This window comes from Mesorhizobium sp. WSM4847, from assembly GCF_055811335.1.
Map to the genome: position 1 here is coordinate 87,646 of NZ_JBVVPY010000006.1, position 21,761 is coordinate 109,406.

20 protein-coding genes, 1 tRNA gene and 1 riboswitch are annotated in these 21,761 nt (G+C 62.0%); of the genes, 7 read left to right on the forward strand and 14 right to left on the reverse strand.

The window, feature by feature from the left end; translation table 11 throughout:
- Position 1 precedes the first annotated feature (1 nt).
- The 11 genes from thiS to AC0L28_RS10420 all read right to left on the reverse strand — a co-directional run bounded on the left by thiS (position 2) and on the right by AC0L28_RS10420 (position 12,429).
- Positions 2-199, reverse strand: coding sequence for a sulfur carrier protein ThiS (gene thiS / locus AC0L28_RS10370; protein WP_128168003.1), 198 nt, complete (start codon positions 197-199; stop codon positions 2-4).
- Entirely contained in the window at positions 168-1,169 is a 1,002-nt protein-coding gene (gene thiO / locus AC0L28_RS10375; RefSeq protein ID WP_473477212.1) for a glycine oxidase ThiO, read from the reverse strand. The genes thiS and thiO overlap by 32 nt, the downstream gene beginning before the upstream one ends.
- Positions 1,166-2,995: a phosphomethylpyrimidine synthase ThiC gene (thiC, locus tag AC0L28_RS10380; RefSeq protein ID WP_473477215.1), complete on the reverse strand. Its 1,830-nt coding sequence runs from the start codon at positions 2,993-2,995 to the stop codon at positions 1,166-1,168. The genes thiO and thiC overlap by 4 nt, the downstream gene beginning before the upstream one ends.
- 101 nt (positions 2,996-3,096) lie before the next feature.
- Positions 3,097-3,213, reverse strand: a riboswitch (TPP riboswitch).
- Between the two features lie 77 nt (positions 3,214-3,290).
- On the reverse strand, positions 3,291-4,931 hold the full coding sequence (locus AC0L28_RS10385; RefSeq protein ID WP_473477217.1) for an ABC transporter ATP-binding protein: 1,641 nt from the start codon (positions 4,929-4,931) through the stop codon (positions 3,291-3,293).
- Positions 4,928-5,851, reverse strand: a complete 924-nt coding sequence (locus tag AC0L28_RS10390) for an ABC transporter permease (protein WP_128168007.1) — start codon at positions 5,849-5,851, stop codon at positions 4,928-4,930. The genes AC0L28_RS10385 and AC0L28_RS10390 overlap by 4 nt, the downstream gene beginning before the upstream one ends.
- Positions 5,852-5,854: 3 nt before the next feature.
- Complete coding sequence (locus AC0L28_RS10395) at positions 5,855-6,769, reverse strand: ABC transporter permease (protein WP_473477220.1); 915 nt, start codon at positions 6,767-6,769, stop codon at positions 5,855-5,857.
- A gap of 82 nt (positions 6,770-6,851) precedes the next feature.
- A complete protein-coding gene (locus AC0L28_RS10400; RefSeq protein WP_128247490.1) occupies positions 6,852-8,360 on the reverse strand; it encodes an ABC transporter substrate-binding protein in 1,509 nt (502 codons plus the stop codon).
- A gap of 104 nt (positions 8,361-8,464) precedes the next feature.
- Positions 8,465-9,370 (reverse strand): 5-dehydro-4-deoxyglucarate dehydratase, encoded by a 906-nt coding sequence (kdgD, locus tag AC0L28_RS10405; protein ID WP_128168010.1) that lies wholly within the window; start codon positions 9,368-9,370, stop codon positions 8,465-8,467.
- A gap of 63 nt (positions 9,371-9,433) precedes the next feature.
- Positions 9,434-10,186: a FadR/GntR family transcriptional regulator gene (locus tag AC0L28_RS10410; RefSeq protein ID WP_128247489.1), complete on the reverse strand. Its 753-nt coding sequence runs from the start codon at positions 10,184-10,186 to the stop codon at positions 9,434-9,436.
- 195 nt (positions 10,187-10,381) lie between these two features.
- Positions 10,382-10,828, reverse strand: coding sequence for a thioredoxin TrxC (gene trxC, locus AC0L28_RS10415; protein ID WP_027154047.1), 447 nt, complete (start codon positions 10,826-10,828; stop codon positions 10,382-10,384).
- Between the two features lie 38 nt (positions 10,829-10,866).
- Complete coding sequence (locus AC0L28_RS10420) at positions 10,867-12,429, reverse strand: bifunctional aminoglycoside phosphotransferase/ATP-binding protein (RefSeq protein WP_473477222.1); 1,563 nt, start codon at positions 12,427-12,429, stop codon at positions 10,867-10,869.
- A gap of 328 nt (positions 12,430-12,757) precedes the next feature.
- Between AC0L28_RS10420 and AC0L28_RS10425 the strand changes: the two genes are divergently transcribed.
- Positions 12,758-13,594, forward strand: a complete 837-nt coding sequence (locus AC0L28_RS10425; protein WP_473477225.1) for a universal stress protein — start codon at positions 12,758-12,760, stop codon at positions 13,592-13,594.
- A 135-nt stretch (positions 13,595-13,729) separates the two neighbouring features.
- Complete coding sequence (locus tag AC0L28_RS10430) at positions 13,730-13,963, forward strand: hypothetical protein (protein ID WP_023801385.1); 234 nt, start codon at positions 13,730-13,732, stop codon at positions 13,961-13,963.
- A 165-nt stretch (positions 13,964-14,128) separates the two neighbouring features.
- Here AC0L28_RS10430 and AC0L28_RS10435 read toward each other — a convergent pair whose 3' ends face one another.
- Entirely contained in the window at positions 14,129-15,259 is a 1,131-nt protein-coding gene (locus AC0L28_RS10435; protein WP_473477227.1) for an aminopeptidase, read from the reverse strand.
- Between the two features lie 385 nt (positions 15,260-15,644).
- Positions 15,645-17,195 carry a winged helix-turn-helix domain-containing protein gene (locus AC0L28_RS10440; RefSeq protein ID WP_473477230.1) on the reverse strand — a complete coding sequence of 517 codons (1,551 nt, stop codon included), beginning with the start codon at positions 17,193-17,195 and terminating at the stop codon, positions 15,645-15,647.
- On the opposite strand from AC0L28_RS10440, the gene AC0L28_RS10445 reads away from it, so the two are divergent.
- From AC0L28_RS10445 to AC0L28_RS10460, 4 genes are all read left to right on the forward strand, one after another.
- On the forward strand, positions 17,118-17,300 hold the full coding sequence (locus AC0L28_RS10445; protein WP_473477514.1) for a hypothetical protein: 183 nt from the start codon (positions 17,118-17,120) through the stop codon (positions 17,298-17,300). The genes AC0L28_RS10440 and AC0L28_RS10445 overlap by 78 nt on opposite strands.
- A gap of 13 nt (positions 17,301-17,313) precedes the next feature.
- Positions 17,314-17,748, forward strand: a complete 435-nt coding sequence (locus tag AC0L28_RS10450; RefSeq protein WP_473477233.1) for a cupin domain-containing protein — start codon at positions 17,314-17,316, stop codon at positions 17,746-17,748.
- 19 nt (positions 17,749-17,767) lie between these two features.
- Positions 17,768-18,250 (forward strand): RidA family protein, encoded by a 483-nt coding sequence (locus AC0L28_RS10455; RefSeq protein ID WP_473477236.1) that lies wholly within the window; start codon positions 17,768-17,770, stop codon positions 18,248-18,250.
- A gap of 363 nt (positions 18,251-18,613) precedes the next feature.
- Positions 18,614-19,696, forward strand: a complete 1,083-nt coding sequence (locus AC0L28_RS10460; protein WP_473477239.1) for a hypothetical protein — start codon at positions 18,614-18,616, stop codon at positions 19,694-19,696.
- A 258-nt stretch (positions 19,697-19,954) separates the two neighbouring features.
- Here AC0L28_RS10460 and AC0L28_RS10465 read toward each other — a convergent pair.
- Positions 19,955-20,031 (reverse strand) — tRNA-Pro (locus tag AC0L28_RS10465).
- A gap of 203 nt (positions 20,032-20,234) precedes the next feature.
- Between AC0L28_RS10465 and AC0L28_RS10470 the strand changes: the two genes are divergently transcribed.
- Positions 20,235-21,755 (forward strand): phosphomannomutase/phosphoglucomutase, encoded by a 1,521-nt coding sequence (locus AC0L28_RS10470; RefSeq protein WP_128168021.1) that lies wholly within the window; start codon positions 20,235-20,237, stop codon positions 21,753-21,755.
- The last annotated feature ends 6 nt before the right edge of the window (positions 21,756-21,761 follow it).

Here is a 21,761-nt window from a genome sequence, read left to right on the forward strand (position 1 = left end):
GCTAACCTCCTTGCATGGGTGAGAGGATTTCGATCCGGTCGCCGTCCTTCAGCTGGAACAGCGCCCGCTCAGTCGCGTGCACAACCTCGCTGTTCACTGCCGTTGCAAGCCAGTTGCCTTCGTAGTCGAGCGCCGCGAGAAGCTCCGCCAGGGTGGCGGCGGTGATCTCATGCGCTTCGCCGTTGACCGTCAGTTTCATCAGCAAGTTCCACCGGTTTGTCAGAATCGAAAACAAGGTCGGCCGCCCGACGCGCCATGGCGGGGGCCAGAAGGAAACCATGGCGGTAGAGCCCGTTGATCGCGACGGTCCTGCCATGCGCTTCGACGCGCGGCAGGTTGTCGGAAAACGCCGGGCGAATGCCGACGCCCGTCTCAACGATCGCGGCCTCGCCGAAGGCGGGATGAACCGAATAGGCGGCGTTCAGGAGTTCCATTATCGCCCGCACCGTGACCGGCTCCGTGGACAGACTCTCGACCATCGTTGCACCCGCCATGAAATGGTGGTCGGCGCGCGGCGCCAGATAGAGCGGCAAACGCGGGTGCAGCAGCCTGACCGGGCGCGACAGCGAGATGTCCGGTGTACGCAGGATCAGCATCTCGCCGCGAACGCCGCGAAGCCTTTCATCGCTGGACGCCATTCCTATGCAGTCGATCTCGCGGTCGAATCCCGTCATGTGCAGGGCGTCCATTCCGAAGCGGAACTCGACGCCCCTTCCGGCGAGTTTTTCATGCAGCGCCGCCATTGCACGGCGTGGGTCGAGATGGGCTTCGCCCGGGAAGAACAGCCCGCGACGGAAGCGGCCGGCGAGATCGGGTTCCAGGAGCGCGATTTCGTCTTCGTCGATCCGCCGATGACCCGACGTGCGGCTTGCAAACCGGTCGAGTTCGCCCGCATCCCGCGGCGTTGCCAGAACGAGCGTTCCGGCCCGCGTGACATGACCCGGCAGGACCGCATCCCACCAGTCGGCGGCATCGCGTCCGAGATCCAGCACCGGCTGCTCGGCGCTTTCGCGCTCGCACCAGGGCGCCAGCATGCCGCCGGCCATCCATGATGCGTTGCCGCCAAGGCCATGCCGGGTCTCGGCAATGGTTACCGCAGCACCGCGGGCGGCGAGTTCGAAGGCGGCGGTGAGGCCGGCGACGCCAGCCCCTTTGACCAGCAGCCTCATGACGGCTCCGGCATCTTCGGCATGGGCGGTTCGCCGTCCACCGGCATATAAAGATTGCCGCCCTCGCGGTACTTCGCGGCCATCGCCGCCATGCCCTCTTTCTGTGCCTCGGCCCGAATGTCGTGGGAGATGCGCATCGAGCAGAATTTCGGCCCGCACATCGAGCAGAAATGCGCCAGCTTGTGCGCCTCCTTCGGCAAAGTCTCGTCGTGGAAGGAGCGCGCGGTTTCGGGGTCGAGCGACAGGTTGAACTGGTCTTCCCAACGAAACTCGAAGCGTGCGCGGGAAAGGGCGTCATCCCTGACCTTCGCCGTCGGATGACCCTTGGCGAGATCGGCGGCGTGCGCGGCTATCTTGTAGGTGATGACGCCCGTTTTGACGTCGTTGCGGTCGGGGAGACCGAGATGCTCCTTGGGCGTGACATAGCAGAGCATCGCCGTGCCGTACCAGCCGATCATTGCCGCGCCGATGCCTGAGGTGATGTGGTCGTAGCCGGGTGCGATGTCGGTGGTCAGCGGCCCAAGCGTGTAGAAGGGCGCCTCGCCGCAGACTTCGAACTGCCTGTCCATGTTCTCCTTGATCTTGTGCATCGGAACATGGCCCGGCCCCTCGATCATGACCTGGCAATCCTTGGCCCAGGCGACCTTTGTCAACTCGCCGAGCGTTTCCAGTTCGGCGAACTGCGCCGCGTCGTTGGCGTCGGCGATCGAGCCGGGACGAAGGCCGTCGCCGAGCGAGAACGACACGTCGTAAGCGCGGCAGATGTCGCAGATTTCCTCGAAATGCTCGTAGAGGAAGCTTTCGCGGTGATGATGCAGGCACCACTTGGCCATGATGGAGCCGCCGCGCGACACGATGCCGGTGACCCGGTCGACCGTCAGCGGGATGTAGTGCAGCCGCACACCGGCATGGATGGTGAAATAGTCGACGCCCTGTTCGGCCTGTTCGATCAGCGTATCGCGGTAGATTTCCCAGGTCAGGTCCTCGGCGATCCCTCCGACCTTCTCAAGCGCCTGGTAGAGCGGCACGGTTCCGATCGGCACAGGCGAATTGCGGATGATCCATTCGCGGATGTTGTGGATGTTGCGACCGGTCGACAGGTCCATGACGGTGTCGGCTCCCGAGCGGATCGCCCAGACCATTTTTTCGACCTCTTCGGCCATCGACGAGGTGACGGCTGAATTGCCGATATTGGCATTGATCTTGACCAGGAAATTGCGGCCGATGATCATCGGCTCGCTCTCCGGGTGGTTGATGTTGGCGGGAATGATAGCCCGTCCGCGCGCTATCTCGTCGCGCACGAATTCCGGCGTGACGAAGTCCGGGATCGCCGCGCCGAAAGAGTTGCCGTCGCGCTGCATCCCGCCGCGTAAGCTCTCGCGGCCGAGATTCTCGCGAATGGCGACGAACTCCATTTCGGGGGTGATGATCCCGGCGTGCGCATAGGCAAGCTGCGTCACCGCTTGGCCCGTTTTTGCCTTTAGCGGCCGGTGGCGCACGGGAAATTCCGGCGTCAGGCGCTCACCTGACGCAAAGCCGTTGTCCTCCGGCCTGACACTGCGGGCATCGTGGAATTCGACGTCGCCGCGCACCGTCACCCATTCATTGCGAAACCTGGCGAGGCCCTTTTCGATGCTGGTTTCGACAGTCGGGTCCGTATAGGGGCCGGACGGATCGTAAACGGTGACAGGCGGTTCGCCTGCCGTCGGATGGACGGCGATTTCCCGCATCGGCACCCTGATCTGCGGGTGAATCAGGCCGGGTTTGTGGATTTTCCTTGAGGCGGGCAGCGGTCCCGTCGACACGGCGGGGGAAATGGCATTCATTTTGAGGCTCCTTTGCTCATGCATTGGAGACCCAGTTCTGTGCCGGAAGGATGAAAAGACGCTTCTGCCTGCCTGCTTACAGGTTTTCGGGCATGGACTCCCGCAAAGCGCTTGCACCGTCCCTACGCCAGTATGAACTGGATCAGGTTCAACGGGTCACTGCGCCGCGAAAGCCAGCAGTATCTCAGCCCCTTGCCGGGACCCCCCTGGTGAATGGGTCAAATTGAGCGGGCGATCGCCATTTTGTCAAGCGCATTCGGCCCATCAATCGGCCTGCTGGGCGCGCGCGGACGAACTATTGAGCCTGCGTTAGCCATTTGGGCTGCGGCACAGCCTGCAGCAGGCTTTGCGTATAGTCGTGGCGAGGCGCTCCGAACAGCGCCGCGGTTTGGCCTTCCTCGACAATCCGTCCGTCTTTCATGACCATGATCCGGTCGGCAAAATGGCGCACGATCGGCAAGTCGTGGGTGATGAAAATATAGGAGAGGCCGAGCCTCGTCCTGAGGTCGGCCAGAAGGTCGATCACCTGCGCCTGGATAGAGACGTCGAGCGCCGAAACCGCCTCGTCGCAGACGATCAGTTCCGGCTCGCTCGCAAGTGCGCGCGCAATGGCGATGCGCTGCCGCTGGCCGCCGGAAAACTGATGCGGGTAGCGCTCGGCGTGCTCCGGCAACAGCCCCACCAGTTCCAGGAGCTCTGCCACGCGAGCCTTCCACCTGTCCTTCGGCAGGATATCGCGGTGGATCACCCAGGGTTCGGAAATGATGGCGTAAACGCGCATGCGCGGATTCATCGAACCGTATGGATCCTGGAAGACCATCTGGACCTTGCGCCGAAACGCCATGAGGCGCTTCCCATTCATGTCGAAGATGTTCTCACCGGCAAAGACCGCCTTGCCGGCGCTTGGCGCGTTCAGCCCCAACAGCATGCGCGCGACGCTCGATTTGCCGGAGCCGGACTCGCCGACGATGCCGAGCGTTTCTCCTCTCCTGACCTCGAAGCTTATGTCGTCCACCGCCTTGAACGTCCGCTTGCTGCTAAAAGCTCCGGAAGCAAGCTCATAGTGCTTGGTGAGATGTTCCACCTTGAGCAGCGTCTCGCCGGCGATCGCCGTCGAACGCCTGTTCGGCGCCTCCGCTGCGTTGCCGTGGGGCAGGGCGGCGATGAGGCGGCGCGTATAGGGGTGCTGCGGATTGCTGAAGACCTCCTTGGCGATGCCTGTCTCGACGACCTTGCCGCCGTTCATGACGATGATCCGGTCCGCCATGGACGCGGCGACTTCGAGGTCGTGGGTGATCATGATCAACGCCATGCCGGTTTCGCGCTGGAGATCGCGCAGCAGATCGAGGATCTGCGCTTGCACGCTGACGTCCAGGGCAGTCGTCGGCTCATCGGCGATCAGGATGTCCGGTTTCAACGCGATCGCCATGGCAATCATCACGCGCTGGCGCTGTCCGCCCGAGAACTGATGCGGATAGAAGTCGACGCGGTTTTGCGGCTCTGGAATGCCGACGCGCCGAAGCAGTTCTATCGTCTTGGCGCGTGCGCCCTTGCCGCTCTCTGCGCCGTGGCTCTCATAGACCTCCTCGATCTGGCGCCCCACCGTGTAGACCGGGTTCAAATAGGCGAGCGGATCCTGAAAGATCATCGCAATCCTGCGGCCGTTGATGCTTCGGCGCGCCTCGGCACCGAGGCCTGACAGTTCGACGCCATCGAAGAGGCAGGAGCCGGCCACGATGTCGCCTGGCGGACAGTCGATGAGATCCATCACCGTGCTGGTGCTGACGCTCTTACCCGAACCGCTTTCGCCGAGGATCACCAGCGTCTCGCCACGGCTGACGTGGAAAGAGACATCGTCGACGGCGCGTATCGGTTCATCGTCCGAAAGAAAATCGACGGTCAGACACTCCACCTTGAGAATGGTCGCGTTGCTCATCGGGCAGCTTTTCGCAATGTCTGAAGGCGCCAGCGTTGCTGCGGATCGGCGACGGTGCGCGCCCAGTTCGAGAGGATGTTGAGCGACAGCGTCGTCAGCATGATTGCAAGGCCCGGCCAGAATGCGATCCACCAGGCGGTGGCGAGATAGCCGCGGCCGTTTGCGACCATTGCGCCCCAGGTGAAGTCGGGTGGCTGAATGCCGAGGCCAAGGAAACTCAGCGCCGATTCCGACAAAATGACGGTCGCGAAATCAATGGCTGAAATCGTCACCAATGTCGGCAGGACCAGGGGGGCGATGTGCCGGATGATGATCCGGGCCGGCTTCGCGCCCATGGCTCGCGCCGCGCTGACGAACATGCGCTCGCGCAACTCCAGCACTTCCGCGCGCGCCGTTCTGAGGTAGATCGGCATGCGCGTCACGGCGAGAACGATCACCAGGTTGGTGATGCTCGGACCCAGCGTGTAGAGAACGATGAGCGCCAGCAGCAGCGAGGGAAAGCTCATGACGACATCGGCGAGGCGCAGGATGAGATGGCTGTACCAGCGCTCCGAATAGCCCGCTATCAGGCCCAGCGTTCCACCGACCAGCATCGACGCGAACACCGCCGCCGCGGCAATGCCGAATGTGTTCTGCGCGCCGACAATCAGCCTGGCCAGGATGGGCCGGCCGAGGGTGTCGGCGCCAAGGACGTAGATCCAGCCACTGGCCAGCGAGAACGGGGCAAGATTGCGCTGGCGCAGGCCCAGCCGCGAAGCGGCATCGCCCACCAGCCACGGGCCGAGGACCGCAGCGAGCACGACGATCACCAGGAAAATGGCGGCGGCGAGCGCAAGCCTGTCGCGCTTCAAATAGGCGAAAAGCACGCGGCCGCTGCCTGGAACGGCCGCCGGCTTGATGTCGGGGGTGATGATCGTCATGGCTCAGTACCGGATGCGCGGATCGAGAACCGCGTAGAGGAGGTCGATCGCGATGTTCAGGATGAAGATGGCGGTTGCCGTCACCAGGATGGTCGACTGGACGACGGCAAAATCGCGCTGCATGATCGAATCGATCATCAGCTTGCCGATGCCGGGCCAGCCGAATATCGACTCCACGACGACGGCGCCGTTGACGAGGCTGGTCGCCAGGTCGCCGGCGACCGTGACGACGGGCAGCAGCGAGTTGCGAAGCGCATGGCCGAAGATGATCTTCTGCCGCGGCAGGCCCTTGGCCCTTGCGGTCTTGATGTATGGAGAGGCAAGCGCCGACAGCATGGTTCCGCGCACGACCTGCACCAGGAGACCGAAAGGGCGAAGCATCAGCACGAAGGTCGGCATGATCCAGTGGACCCAGGTGCCGGTGCCCGATGTCGGCAAAAGCCCGAGCCCCACGGCGAAGACAAGGATGCCGACGATGGCGACCCAGAAATCCGGCGCGCTTGCGCCGGCCAGCGAGACGAGGCTGGCGATACGGTCGAAGATGCTGCCTGGCCACGCGGCCGCCAGCGAGCCGACAAGGATTGCCAAGGCGGTCGACAGCGTGATCGCGACGACGGCCAGCTTCAGCGTTTCCGGGAACGCCTCGAGCGCGACCTGCATCGCCGAGCGGTTCTGGCGCAGCGATTCACCGAAATCCAGCTGCAGCAGATCGCGCAGATATCCCAGAAACTGCCAATGGATCGGCTGATCGAGGCCGTTCAACCGCGCGAACGCGGCCCGAGCTTCTGCAGTCGAGTCCAGAGGCAGGTACAAGGCGGAAGGATCGCCGGTGAGCCGTGTCAGGAAAAAAACCAAGGTCAAAAGACCGATGACCGACAGGATGCTGTGCGACGCCCGGCGTCCAAGATAGATTATCATTTCGGATGCCCTTCGGCGGATATCGACGGAGGCAGCGGGTCAGGGGGCGCAGGGCGACGACCGCCTGGCACCCCCGTATCGCTCAGTCTTTGATGGCGATATTGGCCAGCGGTATTTCGCTGTTGGTGGTGATATCGGGCTTCCATTCCAGCCTGGTGCCAACCCGGGTATAGCCGATCATGTGGAACATCGGGATGTCCGCCACCACTTCGTTGCGGGCCTTGCCGAAGATCGCCTTGAAGCTGTTGGTGCGGGCTTCGCCGGTCGCCGCCAGTGCCTCGTCTATCTGCTTGTCGAATGCCGGATCGGCCAAGGTCGAGTAGCTGCCGCTCGATCGATAGAAGATCGGCACCGTGAAGGCCGCATCGCCCTTGTTGTTGTCATGCATCATCTGCAGAAGATTGGGGCCGCGCTCCGCCGGGAACGGCTTTTGCAGATAGCGCAGCCAGTCGGCGACATCGAGCATGGTCAGCTTCACGTTGAGGCCGGCATCCTGCCACATCGTCATCATCGCCTCCATCGCTTCGGCGCCGTTCGGATAGATGCCGTTTCGCCCGATGAGCTTGATCTCGGTGTCGACCGCGACGCCCGCCGCGCGCGCCTCTTCGATGAGCTTTTTCGCCTCTTCCGGATCATACGACCAAGGCTCGAGCGCATCGTCATGGCCGTTGATCCCGGAGACGACCATCTGCGACGCACGCTTGACGTCGTCGCCGAACAGCTGGGCAAGGCCTTCCCAGTCGATCGCCAGGTTGAGCGCCTTGCGCACGCGCAGGTCGTCGAGCGGCGGCTCGGCGGCATCGATGCGGATGGCGGTGGTTTCGGAGTTCAGGTAGGCGAAATCCGTCTCCGGATTGCTGGCGTCCTGGATGGCAATCGACGGTGTCAGGTCGGCTTCCCCGGTCTCCACCATGGCGGCTCGAATCGAGGATTCGGGTCGCCAGACATAGGTTGCCTTGGTGATCTGCGGCTTGTTGCCCCAATAGCCGTCGAACGCGTCCAGCACCACGGTCTGCGGGGAAAAGGTCGACAGCGTGAACGGGCCGGTGCCGACCGGATCGTTCACCGCCTGGTCGACCGGCGTCTTCGGCGAGACGATCATGACCACGCTCAACAGCGTCGGCATGATGGGCTCGGGCCTGTCCGACTTTATTTCGACGGTCAGCTTGTCGAGCGGCGTCAGCGTCAGTTTGGCATCGCCGAATTTCGCAATGTTGCTGCAGGTAAGCTTGCCGCTGATCATCCTGTTGATGGAGAAGACGACCGCATCCGCATTGAGTTCGGTTCCGTCCTGGAATTTGACGCCTTCGCGCAGCTTGATCCGCCAGGTGGTCGGATCCACGCTGGTCCACTCGGTCGCCAGTTTCGGCTGGGGCTGTCCGCTGTTCGGATCGATGACGGTCAACGATTCAACTACGTTTTGGCTGAGTATCTGGCCGACATTGGTGATGATGGTGCCGCAGGGCTCCAGATTGGCCGGCTGCTCCGGCAGGACGATACGGATCTCCTGCGCCGCTTCCTGTGCGACGGCCGATGGCGCGGCAGCGGTCATCATTGCGACAGCTGCAATCGTATGAATGCTTCTGTTCATGTCTCTCCTCCCTTGTTCTTCCATTTGGGATCTTCCGTTTTGGCTGTCGCACGAGACGATCCTCCTCATCCCGTGCTGCCGACAACTTGCCGATCTCGCGGCGGCTAGGCGGCGATCTTCTCGATCAGTCCGCGCAGCGCGTCTTTCTCCTGCGGCTTCAGATCCGTCAGCGGCGGCCGAAGCGGGCCGGGTGTTCGTCCGATGAGTTCGACGCCTGCCTTGATGATCGACACCGGATAACCTTGCTCGCGATCGCGCAGAGCCGCGAAGGGAAAGAAGAAGCTGTGCAGGATTTCTTCCATTGCAGCGCGATCACCTGTCCGCATCGCCCTGTAGAAGCGCTGTGCCAATTCCGGCACGAAATTGAAGACCGCGGAGGAATAAGTCGTCACGCCGGCGCCGTTGAAGCCCTCGGCAAACAGCTCATGCGTGGGCATGCCACCGATGTAGCAGAGCCGATCGCCGAGCTTTGCAGTGACGTGGCGGACAAGATCTATCTTGCCTGTGCCGTCCTTGAACCCGATGAGGTTTGGGCACGCGTCAGCAAGGCGGGCGACCGTGTCGGCATTGGCGACCGAGTTCGCACGGTTGTAGATGATGACGCCGAGGCCGGTGGACTGGCACACGGCCTTGACATGCCGAAAAATCCCCTCTTGCGAGGCCTCCATCAGATAGTGAGGCAGAAGCAGGAGACCGTCGGCTCCCGCAGCCTCGGCGCGGCGGGCGATTTCCGTGGCGAGCGCCGTGCCGTAACCGCAGCCGGCGATGATCGGCACGTCTCCCGAGGCATCCTTGGCCGCGCGGGTAACGTCGGCGACCTCTTCCGGCGACAGCGAGAAGAATTCACCGGTGCCGCCGGCCGCGAACAGGGCAGCGGCACCGAACCCCGACAGCCATTCGACATGCGCGCGATAGCTTTCGAGATTGAGGCTGAAATCCTCGTTGAAATGCGTGACCGGAAACGACAGCAGCCCTGAAGCGACACGCGACTTGATTTCATCTGGCGACAAAGGAACTCATCCCACAAATTAATATGATGTCACCTAGATTCATATGATGAGTATCCAGACGAGTCAACCGCCGGTGTTGTCCTGATTTGTCGGGCGCCGGACGGTCAGGGCGCGATAGCGCTTTATCCCGGTCACCAAATGGCGGCGCATCGCCTCACGCGCCTTTTCCGGGTCGCGGGCGAGGATCGCATCGGCGATTTCCCTGTGCTCCTGCAGAATCGGATGGTCGCGATTGGGCAAGGGGTCGACGCCGCCCATCATCGTCTTGAACTTCACCCGCGGGATCATCCGCCGGCCGACATGTTCGAGGAAGGCCTTGAACCTGGCGTTGTTGGTTGCGGCGGCGATCGCCATGTGGAACTGGAAGTCGGCATCGTCCGTGGGTTGCCCTTGCGCCATGAGGTCGGCGAACCTTTCGACCTGGGCCTCGATTTCGGCCTCTTGCGCCGGCGAACTGCGGGCGGCGGCAAGGCCGGCGGCCTCGACTTCGATGCCGATGCGCAGCTCGAGCTCTTCGATGATGTCCGAGATCTTGTTGGTTTCGTCGGTGAACAGCTTCAATCCCTCGTCGACGGGTTTCGGGCCGAGAACGAAGACGCCGGCGCCCTGCCGCGATTCCACCAGCCCATCGGCACGAAGCGCGGCAATGGCCTCCCGGACCACGGTGCGGCTGAACCCGAACCGGTCGATCAGCGCTGGTTCTGTCGGCAATTTATCGCCAGGCGCATAAAAGCCGGCTTCGATCTGGTCGCGCAGCGCATCGGCAACTTGAGAGACGAACGACCGCCGGGACGTTCGATGTTCGGCCTGCTGCATGGGTCCTCCCAACTTTGCCGGATCCTGAGGATCCATACTCCCAGTGCGGGCCAAAAGCGAGGTCATCATATGAAAATTCGTCGTCCGATGTCGAATATCTTAAGGTCATCGTATGGCTTCTGTGTTCAGCGTCGGCCATCAGATCGCCCGTCGTGCTGGGCACGGCGATCAGTGAAATCCACGCAGTGGCAGCTTTCAGGCTGCAGCCGGCAGGTGATCGCGGACCCACCTGACGATCTGTCCCGCCGTCATTGCGCCGGATGTGCGCGCAACCTCCTGTCCGCCATGGAAGAGGATCATGGTCGGGATGCCGCGGATGCCGAGCCTGGCTGCAACGGCCTGCTCATTGTCGGAATTGAGCTTGATCAGGCGAACATGCGGCTCCAGTTCGTTGGCTGCCGCTTCATAGGCCGGCGCCATCATCTTGCACGGACCGCACCATGGTGCCCAGATGTCGACGACGACGGGGAGGCTGCTTCGCGTGACCTGGCGATCGAAACTCTGTGCATCGACGTCTGCCGGGTGACCCGAGAACAGCCTGGAGCCGCACTTTCCGCATTTCGCGTCCCCGGCATCGCGTGCCGGCGGCAGGCGATTGACCCCGCCGCATTTGCCGCAAACCACCAGTTTTTCCTGCGTCATGCCCATTTACCCGTCTTTATGCGCGTCGATCGTCGCCGTCACGATGCGGTCTTGAGTGGAGGATTCTGCGCAAAAGCGACCGCGTCCGAAACCTTGGCCAATTCTGCGGCGATATCGGCGAGCTTTCGATCGGCGTCGACCTTGCGCCAGTTGGACGGGGTAGCCTTTCGCTGCAATTGCCGCGACAAGATATCGACTGTGGCGTCAGAAGGACCGCCACTGCGCTCGCTCACCCGCTGCCAAAGAACGAGCGGATCCGCCTCCAGCCAGAATCCGGCGAAAGCAACGTCTCTGCCGTTTGCAGCTTTCTCGATGCGGTTGCGATTGGCCGGCCGGTCAAAGACGGCATCGGCGACCACCGAACCGCCTTCGGCAAGGATCAAGTCGGCGCGCCATGCCATTTCGCGGTAGACGCGGTCCGACACATCAGGTCGATAAGCCCTGTCCGGCAGCTTCGTCTCGGCTGGCACCCCATGCAGGGCTTTGCGGATGCGGTCGCTTTCGACAATGCGTGCGCCGGGCGGCGCGCCAACATGTGCGGCGAGTGCCTCGGCAACGGCCGTCTTGCCGGAACCGCTCAAGCCGCCGATGGCGATCAGCCGAGGCGGCTTTTCCTGGAGAAGTGTTCGGGCAAGCTCGAAATAGGATCTGGCCTCGGCAAGCAGGCCGCCGGGCATGTCACCGCCTTCCTCGATCTGGGTTGCGGTGACATGCGCGCGCACCGCAGCCCGCACTGCCATGAAAAAAGGCAGGAGGATGAAGCCGTCCTCGTCGTCTGCTTCGTCGAGATAGCGGTTCATCACCAGGTTGGCGAGTTCCGGAAAGCCGCGATGCCAGAGGTCCATCAGCAGGAAAGCCAGGTCGTAAAGCACGTCGATGCTGGCGATCTGGTCGTTGAATTCGATGCAATCGAAGAGGCGGGGCTCTCCGTCGAAGAGACAGATGTTGCGCAGATGCAGGTCGCCGTGGCATCGCCGGATCTTGCCTGCCGCCTCCCGCCGGTCGAGCAACTCGCAATGACGGGCGAGGGCGGTGCGAAACATCCCGGTGAATGGCTTTATCTCGGCTTGCTCGAAAACATGGTTGGTGGCAAAGCCGGCTTCGTTGATGGCGAGCACGCCTGCCAGGTTCGAGGATCCGCTGCCCTTGTGGACCTCCGGCGCGCCGCGATGATAGCGCACGATCATGCGCGCGACATCCGTCATCAGCGCAGGCGTCAGTTCGCCACCGACTGCCATTCCGTCGAGCAGCTTCGACTGATCGAAGCGGACCATTTCGATCGCCGCATCGACCAGTTTGCCGCTTCCGTCGAAGGCCAGCTCGCCGCCGGCCTCGCGGGTGACGCGCCGCACCCCCAGATAGAGGCCGGGGGCAGTCCTGGAGTTGAGATCGACCTCCTTCTCGCAAGCGGCGAGCCGCAGCGCCGGGGTCGAGAAGTCGACATAGGGCAGCTTGACCGCTCGCTTGATCTTGTAGGCGCGCTGGCCAACCAGGAATATCCGCGAGATATGGGTCTCGATCGCCTCGACCGGTCCGCTCTCGCCATATGCGGCAGGGTCCATCAACATCGCGGCCACGGATTGCTGATCCTCGACGATCATCGGATGCCTCTTTGTTTTGTACCCAACCTGGGGAAGCCAGCGAGCGTGGTCGCTGAAATTCCACGCCATCAGGCCCTTGCTGCCACAGCGCCTGGATATAACCAGCCAGGTCACGAATGCGTTCCGTGATGCTGCTGCTCCGGTGTTCGGGGCGTATTCTTGGCGTCCTCCAGCGGCCTGAAACCTGTTGGCGTCGGCACGTGGGCATGTTGATACGGATCAAATGATGACCGGCGGCGTTCTTGACTCAGCGCTAGCAGCGCGCCGAGCCGTCTCGCTGTTGTTGCAACGACGATTGGGCTTTGGGGCAAAATCGGGAGCAGCCGCCATGGCTTTCAGGACGATACTTGCCGTTACGGGACCGCACGAGGGAGACGGTGATCTCAAGCCTGCCGCCGACCTGTGCAACGAGATCGGCGCCTATTTTGCTGTTCTGGTCGTTGCCGTAGCTGCGCCGCCACCAGTCGGGGAGTATGCCGCGGTCGTTTCAGAAGCCTGGCTCGACGAGCGTCGGGCCGTCGAGGATCTGTTGAAGAAGCGGACTGCTGACCTGTCGGCTTTTCTCGCCGGCAGCGTGCTTTCGGCCGATGTCTCCAGCGAATATCCGGAAGCCGGCTGGGCCGACGACACCATCAACCGCCGTGCCCGCTATGCCGACATTACGGTCATTGGACCGGAGCTGCTCGCCAACGAAACGCTGAAAAGCAAAGCGATCGAAGGCGCATTGTTTTCTTCGGGAAAGCCCTTGCTGCTAATCCCCGCGGGGGCGCAGCCGACCCTGAAGCCGAAACGCGTGCTGATTGCATGGGACGCCCGTCTGGAGGCATCGCGTGCCGTCCGCGAATCCCTCGGCCTGCTGCCAGGCGCCGATGAGGTGCACCTCGTCATGGTCGATCCGGTGGAGGACGAGTACCGCCACGGGGCCGAACCCGGAGCCGACGTCGCCGCCTATCTCGCGCGGCATGGCGTGAATGTCACAGTCGACCGGCTGCCCAGCCTGGACCATTCAGTCGTCGACGTGCTTCGCCGGCACGCGCTCGACATCGCCGCCGACCTGATGGTGATGGGCGCTTACGGTCATTCCCGGCTGCGCGAGCGCATCTTCGGTGGCGTCACCGTCTCGATGCTTGAAGACCCGTCGATGCCGATCCTTATGGCGCGTTAGCCGCCGGCGCCCGTCATTGGCATCCCTTTTAAGTCCCAAGGGACACTCTTGCCGCCCATCTAGCCGTCTCATCGGTATCGGCGGAGCCGCGAATCTGTGGTAAGCCGCCGCTCAACCAACCAAAGGACGACACCTGTGAGCGAACCGACCGTGGCCGAGGCGACCGAAAGTATCTATGCCTCCCTCCGGGCGGACAATGCCGACATCGACGCGCATATCGCGACGCTTAAGGCGGCGATGACACGAGAAGGGATAAAACAGGCGGTGTTCGATCCGACCAGGCTTGCGCAGAACAACCGTTCGGGCCGCAAGCTGATGCAGGCTTATTTTCGGCAGCGCGGCGTGAGCGTGAGGTTTTCGGCCTCGTAGGGCGCACGCTGAGGCGCCACGGCCCGCCGGCAACCATTGTGGTCCAGGATCCGCCGGGGGGCTCAGGCAAGTCCGCTTTTGGCTTCTACCTTCTGTAGCCCGACTTTTGGCTTCCGACCCGCCCGACGTCAAAGTATGTGGGAAATCGGCCGCCAAATGGTCAATTCAATCACTTGCGCCGGCTGCCGAGTACATCTGTGACCGATTCGCCGCCTCTGGCCTACGGATTTGACCGGCTCGATCGCATGAATCTGCCGCTTTAAGCGCTTCAGCGCGGTAAGCCTTGTCTAACGCTCCGATCCGTCGAACCGACGCGAAGAACCGTGGATAGTCGCCCGAACACAAATCGAGCAAGCGGAGAAACGTCGCCACCTGATCGCCGTAGACGGAAGTCGCCGCGAGCTTCGCGTTGTTAATCGGAGCATTGAACCAGACATCGTATCCCCGGTATCCACGCCAGCGACTGTCGCGCATCTCTCGGTAGCGCATCCGCAGCCGTTCGATCGCGGCCATCTTCGCGGCCCGCTTCTGCTCAGAGGTAGCGCTGCCGTCATAGACATGGCTTAGCTCGTCCCGGGTCTGCGACACCAGCGCAAGAAATTGAGCTCTGCGCCTCCGGTCGGCTTTGTAACGGCGCAACTCGGCGGTATCACCAGCCGCGCGCAGCCATTTTCTCACGCCGGTTGTTTCGACGGCGACAGCGAACGCCTCGTTGAATGCGGAATCGTCCTTCACATAGACGCGTTGGTGGGCCAACTCGTGGAAAACTAGCCCTGCAAGATACGTTTCATCTTGGCTGAGCATCGTGCTTAGCAGCGGGTCACTTGACCAGCCAAGCGTGGAATATGCAGTGATGCCCGTCACATAGACGTCCAGGCCCTGTCTCTGAAGTTCGACAGCGGTTTCAATCGCAGACCTTTTGGAGAAGTATCCTCGGTACGGAACGCATCCGAACACCGGAAAGCACCATGTTCGTGGCGTCAGCGAGAATTCCGGCGCGGCGAAGATGGCCCATGTCACCGCGTCCCGACCAACGTTGACATAGCTGCGGTAGCTATCGTTGTCCGGCAGCGCTAGTTCATCTATCGCAAACTGTCGGATGGCGCTCGCCGATTCCATTCGAGCGCGCAATGTCCCAGGGATCGAAGGATCGTCGATCAGCTCTTCGACATCCTGGCGCGCCGCCATGATCTCCACGTGACCCTTCAAGGATTGTGCATAGTAGGAAATGCTCGTGCAACCTGCCAGGCCGGACATCACGATCGTCGCAGCAACCGAACGAAAAAATGCACGCATCACGGTTGCCCACGGCATTTGCTCACACGTCCGGATAGGGCAAACGTCGCAACTACGCCCGGTCCCAAACAGTGGCTCCAATTTGGTTGATGTCCTGGGATGAGGTTTAGGTTAGACGTTCGTCTTCGGCAAGATTGTCACAATGTGGTCATTCGCTGCCAAATTGCCGAATGTCCGCTATAAGCCGGACACGGCGGCATGCGAACTATCCGCCTAGCAGGTCTTTTTGTCCTGAAGCTTCCGGTCGCATACGGCCCAACGCTTGGTCCGCAATGCGCCTAATCTCTGTCGTAGGGGTAAACTTTGCCTTCGCCTGGAAGCGGACAACGCGGCAGACCTAGACGGGGTCGCGTTTGCGGCTCGAAGCCGTCATCCGAGTCTTCGCTCAGTTTATGGGCCCCGACCCGTGTTCCGCCTTTCGCAGCAGGCCCTCGAGGCGAGCCGCCCATTCCCTGTTCCCATCTCTGAACGGACCAAGCGCGTCGCCTGCAGGCTCCGGGAGATCGCTTGCAGCGACGGCGAGGCGGCGAGCCTCCTGATTATGTCCCGCGGCTGCTTGGCAGCATGCCTGAATGCGGAGGAGCGCCGGCCAATCAGGCCGCGCCTTAAGCGCCGCGCGTCCCGAGTTGAGCGCGCCCTCGACGTCGCCCGAAAAGAACAGCGCAAGCATCAAGAGGCTAAACCAGACCGCATTCTGGGGATCGTGGGGGTTGAGTTCGAGGCCGCGAGCCAACGGCTTTCGCGCACCGGCCGCATCGCCCACGAAAAGACGGGCCATACCGAGGACGAGATACCCCAAGGCAAAGCTCGGACCGAGTTCGATGGACCGTTCCGCTGCGAGGATCGCATGTTCGGCCCTGCCTGTGTAGGCTGACACAATCGCCAACGCATAGTGGGCATAGGGATTTCGAGCATCGAGATATATCGCCCGCAGGGCCGCATCGAGTCCTTCCTTCCCGTCTGCGGCGAGATTTTCCGTCCAACCATAGGCGATGAGGCCTGCGTTGACCCGCGCCAGCCAAATCTGCGCCTCGGGAAGCATGGGATCGAGTTCCGTTGCCCCTCGGAAGAATTGTCGTGCGAGACTGTGCGTCGGCTGCGTGACCTTGTGAAAGTTGAATGTGCCTTGCCGTACGAGATCCCAGGCGGTCACGTTGCCGGTGTGCGGAGCAACCTGAAGTCCATGGCGCAACAGCAACTCGGGCTCGACCGCCGCTGCGATCCGCTCGGCGATGGCGTCCTGCACAGCAAATACCTCGGCCACCGGAAGATCGTAATGTTCGGACCAGATGGTGGCGCCCTTCATTGCGTCCGCGAGGTGCACCGATATCCGCATCCGATCGCCGGCGCGCCGGATGGCTCCATCGACAAGAAAATCGACGCCAAGGTCGCGCGCGATAGACTTCGGGTCCTTCGAGACATTCCCCCTTGCGAAACTCGCCCCGCGCGACGCGACGCGGAACCATCGGAACCGAGCGAGTGCCATGATCAGATCGTCGGCGATACCGTCGGCCAGATACTGTCTCTCTGCACCGCCGCCGAGATTCTCGAAAGGCAGTACTGCAATAGCGGAGCTGGATCTCGCCTCTGAACGCCCTTCGCTACCGAGTCCGGCGGACCGGCTCTCTACCGGACCGGAAAATCTGTATCCGACCCGTGGGACCGTGACGATCCAGTCGCCGCCGTCTGATGCCGGGCCAAGCAGCTTGCGAAGGGCAGCAATCTGAACGGAAAGATTACTCTCCTCGACAGCGAGCCCAGGCCAAACGGCATCCATCAGCGCCGACTTGGTGATGACACGCCCATCTGCCGCGAGCAGAGCGGCAAGCAACGAAGCGCCGCGGGTGCCGATGGAGACATGCCGATTCTCACGGTGAAGGCATCCGTCCTCGATAATGAACTCAAAGGGGCCGAATACAAGGTGCTGGGCGCTCATATTGGGAATGATACGCCCGATTTTTGCAGTTTTTCGGAATTTTTCGGCGTCGTTTCAGGACTTGTGCCGACTCCGCGCGCAGATTCAGCTCCATGCAGCAGTTGAGGTGGTGAGAGCGATGAAGAACGAAACAATGCAACCGAAAAATGCTTCTTCGTTATCCGCGAAAATCGCACGCGGGAGTGACAGCTATATCGCCGAGCAAGGATCTGTCTATCGCTCGGGAGTGTCGGCGGAGAGCGTCGGATCTAGCATGCTGTGGCTCGGAACAATCTCGCTACCTGCAGGGCGACGAACCAGCGCCCATCGCCATCAGGGGCACGAGACAGCCCTTCTTATGACCGCAGGCAAAGAGATCGAGATCTGGTCGGGGGCCGCGCTCGAACGGTGCGATATGGTCCTTCCCGGCGACTACCTTTTCATTCCGGCCGGCGTTCCGCACGTGGCCGTCAATCGCAGCACGGAAAATGCCGAGTTCCTCGGTGCCCGCAACGACCCCGCAGCAAACGAGAGCGTCGTGCTGATGCCGGAGCTCGACGACATCGTACCCTAATCGGGCCGGGAGGTGCTCTATGACCATCATCGAACAACGTCTAGCTGCTATGGGCCTGGAACTGCCCGAGCCTCTGAAAGTTCGCGAGGGGCTGCATATGCCTTTCGCCTGGGTCCGGGTGCGCGGCAGCCGCGCCTACATCTCGGGTCACGTCGCGTGTAACCGGGATGGAACATTGGCAAGACCCCTCGGCAAGGTCGGGACCGAGGTTTCGCCAGAACAGGGTTACGCATCTGCGCGGCTCGTTGCCCTAGCCCATCTCGCGAGCCTCAAGCGGGCCGTCGGAAACCTCGATCGGGTTACTGCTTGGCTGCGCGTCTTCGCCATGGTGAATGTTGCTCCGGGTTTCAATGAGACACCACTGGTCACAAACGGCTATTCCGATTTGATACTGCGCCTATACGGGCCTGACGCTGGCGCCCACGCCCGCTCGTCCATCGGCATGGCCATCCCTTTGAATGCGCCCGTAAACTGCGAAGCCGAAGTGGAAATTGACGGGTGACCGCGTGCGGTTACAAGCTTTTAGAGTCCCTCTGATTGGGCCGATACCTGTGACCCCAGACGCAACCGCTTCCGACTCTCCACAACAGACGCCGGCGCAATCCTAGTATCGGCATTTATCCCATGTCCCGCGCAGCGGAACGGCAACTTCTCGACATCGCATTCCCGAAAGCTGACGGACGCCTCTCGGCCCCAAAATGACCATGAACGGCCGAGGTTTGGTGGAAAACGGAACGTCCGCTGTCGGCGCACCCTCCAGCAAATTTCCACCACATCCCAGAACTAACGGTCGCTTCATCGGGATTGGCTGATAGTTTCGGCACGTCTTGGCATGACATGACTGCGGGAGGATGCCCCCTTGAGAATGAGATATCTGCTAGCAGCCTCACTCGTTGTGGCGATCGTCCTGACGCTCAGATGGGAATGGCTGGAGCCCCATCACTTCGAGGATGACGTCATGCGAGCCGCGCTGGCGGAGGAAGTTCGCCGGGACGACACCCGTTGCCCGCTCAGCAGCAAAGCTGTGGAGCAGGCTCGGCCATGGGTTCTTGCAGCCTGCGCGGCAGGCGGGCTCGGCTGGCATGAGGCAGCGGCGAAATATGGCGACGATGCAGCCAGAGTGCTCCTCGTCTATGGCGAGGATGCGGATTTCGTGGAGGTTTTCGACCGTCTCGGCCATCCGGTCGTGCCGGTGATTGCTTACTTCGTGAAGAATGGATCGTCGCAGTACTTGTTGCAGGAAACCATCGGTCAGGGCCTCTCGAGCCTGTGGGACGACCGGCAGGTGGGATTCGGCCTCGCCGAGATTTCGCCGGAGCAATATGGGCTTATTGCCATTCGCGAGCTCAAGGATCGCGGGCATGAGATGCTGTCGGAGTTCGAGATCGTTGACGGAACAGCAGTCCGCAGACAGCTCACCCGCACGCTGCTTGGTGCGAAGAACATAGTCCTGGGCGGCGTTTCCGACCTGGAAGGGGTGATCACCCGCGGCGAGCGGCTTCCGACCTGGGACGAGATGGGTTGGGCGGCCTTCGATGCGGCAATCGTCGTCGGGGGCATGGGCGCCGCAGCCAAGGCATTGCGGGTTGCGAGGGCACCGGTGGCCGCAGCTGGTCGCGGAACTGTGCGGATCTCACATCTGAGGGCTGCAGGCAAAGGTGCGTTCCAATCGCTTTCCGCCGTCGGTACCGCAGCCGGTGTCGCCGCCGTCGTCGCACTTCCCTATGTGGCGATCACGCGACCTCACCTTCTGACAAACGCGGCCGGTTGGATAGCCGAACAAGCAGGTCTCCCGGCCTGGCTCGGCGCCTTTGCGGCCTACCTTATACTCTGTCTTGTCCTGGCTTCTCTGCTGAGGATGGTTCTGGCGCCGCTGGCCTGGACGCTGCGAACGCTGGGCAAGATCGTTGGACGATTCGCCGGTGCCGGCGGTGTCCGATCCGCCTAAGTCCCGGGCACAGCGCCAATGGTGCGCGAAGCAGACATAGTTTAGATGGCGCGGCCTCAGATTCTGCAAAATCGCGAGTGGGTATGTGCCGGAACAGCCGACCTGGGGTTGGCGGGTGAAATGGCAGCAATAGCGTGTCGCAGTTAAATAGTTATGCGTCTGCCAGCTCCATCGAGCGGCCTAGATGCTTTTCCATCTTTTCAGTGGGGATATCTGTGGGGCAGGCAGAATTCGGGATGCCTAACCCATTGTTTTTTCTGGTCGGAGTGGCAGGATTTGAACCTGCGACCCCATCGTCCCGAACGATGTGCGCTACCAGGCTGCGCTACACTCCGTGACCAGACCGCGGGCTTATAGCCGCCGTACTTCGTTCCTGCAAGCACCAATGGCAGCGCTTCTGTCGCATTTCTTGCCGTTTCGCTCTAACGTCATACAGGTTTCAGTTCCCTGCGGGATAAACACCGCTTAACGGCTCGTGTTATAGGCATGGCCACCTGCGTTGAAACCACTCTGAATCCAGCCGCTTGGAGTTGCTGTCTTGTCCCTGAAGATCGTTAGTGAAGCCCTTCCCAACACCTTCGAGTTTGAAACCTCGGCGCTGATCAAGGCGTCCGGCTTTCGTGAGTATGATGCGCGCTGGTGGTTCGGCCATCCGGGCTCTGCCGAGCCGCCGGAGCTCAACCTGATCGGTGTCCAGGCGCTTGGCATGGGGCTCGGCACGCTGATCCGGCGCCTGGGCGCCGGACCAGATATCGTGACCGGGCATGATTTCCGCTCCTATTCGCTGGCGATCAAGCTGGCGCTGGTTTCCGGGCTGATGGCCGCCGGCGCGCGGGTTAGGGATATCGGGTTGGCGCTATCGCCGATGGCTTATTTCGCCCAGTTCGCGCTCGACACGCCGTCTGTCGCCATGGTCACCGCCTCGCACAACGAGAACGGCTGGAGCGGCGTCAAGATGGGGGCGGCGCGTCCGCTGACTTTCGGTCCGGAGGAAATGAGCGCATTGAAGGCGATCGTGCTTGCCGGCGACTTCGACCTGGTCGGCGGCGGCTCCTATGACTTCGTTGCGGATTTCCGCAAGATCTATCTCGACGACCTGACCCGCGACAAGCGCATAGCGAGAAAGCTCAAGGTGGTCGCCGCCTGCGGCAACGGCACTGCCGGCGCTTTTGCACCTGAAGCGCTGGAACGGATCGGCTGCGAGGTGATCCCGCTCGATGTCGAGCTCGATCATAGGTTTCCGAATTACAACCCCAATCCCGAAGACATGAAGATGCTGCACGCGATCCGCGACAAGGTGCTGGAGACAGGAGCAGATGTCGGGCTTGGCTTCGACGGCGATGGCGACCGCTGCGGCGTGGTCGACAATGAAGGCAACGAGATCTTCGCCGACAAGGTCGGCGTCATGCTCGCGCGCGACATTGCGCGCCTGCATCCAGGCTCGACCTTCGTCGTCGACGTCAAGTCGACCGGATTGTTCAATACCGACGCCGCGCTGCGCGCCGATGGCGCCGTCACCGATTATTGGAAGACCGGCCACTCCTATATAAAGCGGCGCGTGGCCGAGCTTGGCGCCATCGCCGGTTTCGAGAAATCCGGTCATTTCTTCTTCAACCCGCCGATCGGGCGCGGCTATGATGATGGTCTGATCACAGCCATCGCCATCTGCGAGATGCTGGATCGCAGCCCGACAAGCAGCATGGCCGATCTCTATCGCGACCTGCCGCTGACTTTCGGCACGCCGACCATGTCGCCGCACTGCGCCGACGAGCTGAAATATGGCGTGGTCGAGCGGGTCGTTTCCGACTTTCAAGCCATGAAGCATGACGGCGCCATCTTCGCCGGCCAGAAGATCGCCGAGCTGATCACCGTCAATGGCGTTCGCGTCGTTGCCGAGGACGGCACCTGGGGCCTGGTGCGGGCGTCGTCGAACAAGCCGGAGCTTGTCGTCGTGGTGGAGAGCCCGGTGTCGTCCGAACGGCGCCGGCAGATGTTCGAAGCCGTCGATGCGGTGCTGCGCCGCAGCCCCGAAGTCGGCGCCTACAACCAGACGTTCTAAGTTCTC

Coding starts and splice junctions, on each gene's coding strand:
- thiS (WP_128168003.1), bottom strand. CDS start 199: ATGAAACTGACGGTCAACGGCGAAGCGCATGAGATCACCGCCGCCACC.
- thiO (WP_473477212.1), bottom strand. CDS start 1,169: ATGAGGCTGCTGGTCAAAGGGGCTGGCGTCGCCGGCCTCACCGCCGCC.
- thiC (WP_473477215.1), bottom strand. CDS start 2,995: ATGAATGCCATTTCCCCCGCCGTGTCGACGGGACCGCTGCCCGCCTCA.
- AC0L28_RS10385 (WP_473477217.1), bottom strand. CDS start 4,931: ATGAGCAACGCGACCATTCTCAAGGTGGAGTGTCTGACCGTCGATTTT.
- AC0L28_RS10390 (WP_128168007.1), bottom strand. CDS start 5,851: ATGACGATCATCACCCCCGACATCAAGCCGGCGGCCGTTCCAGGCAGC.
- AC0L28_RS10395 (WP_473477220.1), bottom strand. CDS start 6,769: ATGATAATCTATCTTGGACGCCGGGCGTCGCACAGCATCCTGTCGGTC.
- AC0L28_RS10400 (WP_128247490.1), bottom strand. CDS start 8,360: ATGAACAGAAGCATTCATACGATTGCAGCTGTCGCAATGATGACCGCT.
- AC0L28_RS10410 (WP_128247489.1), bottom strand. CDS start 10,186: ATGCAGCAGGCCGAACATCGAACGTCCCGGCGGTCGTTCGTCTCTCAA.
- trxC (WP_027154047.1), bottom strand. CDS start 10,828: ATGACGCAGGAAAAACTGGTGGTTTGCGGCAAATGCGGCGGGGTCAAT.
- AC0L28_RS10420 (WP_473477222.1), bottom strand. CDS start 12,429: ATGATCGTCGAGGATCAGCAATCCGTGGCCGCGATGTTGATGGACCCT.
- AC0L28_RS10425 (WP_473477225.1), top strand. CDS start 12,758: ATGGCTTTCAGGACGATACTTGCCGTTACGGGACCGCACGAGGGAGAC.
- AC0L28_RS10435 (WP_473477227.1), bottom strand. CDS start 15,259: ATGCGTGCATTTTTTCGTTCGGTTGCTGCGACGATCGTGATGTCCGGC.
- AC0L28_RS10445 (WP_473477514.1), top strand. CDS start 17,118: ATGCCGATTCTCACGGTGAAGGCATCCGTCCTCGATAATGAACTCAAA.
- AC0L28_RS10440 (WP_473477230.1), bottom strand. CDS start 17,195: ATGAGCGCCCAGCACCTTGTATTCGGCCCCTTTGAGTTCATTATCGAG.
- AC0L28_RS10450 (WP_473477233.1), top strand. CDS start 17,314: ATGAAGAACGAAACAATGCAACCGAAAAATGCTTCTTCGTTATCCGCG.
- AC0L28_RS10455 (WP_473477236.1), top strand. CDS start 17,768: ATGACCATCATCGAACAACGTCTAGCTGCTATGGGCCTGGAACTGCCC.
- AC0L28_RS10460 (WP_473477239.1), top strand. CDS start 18,614: ATGAGATATCTGCTAGCAGCCTCACTCGTTGTGGCGATCGTCCTGACG.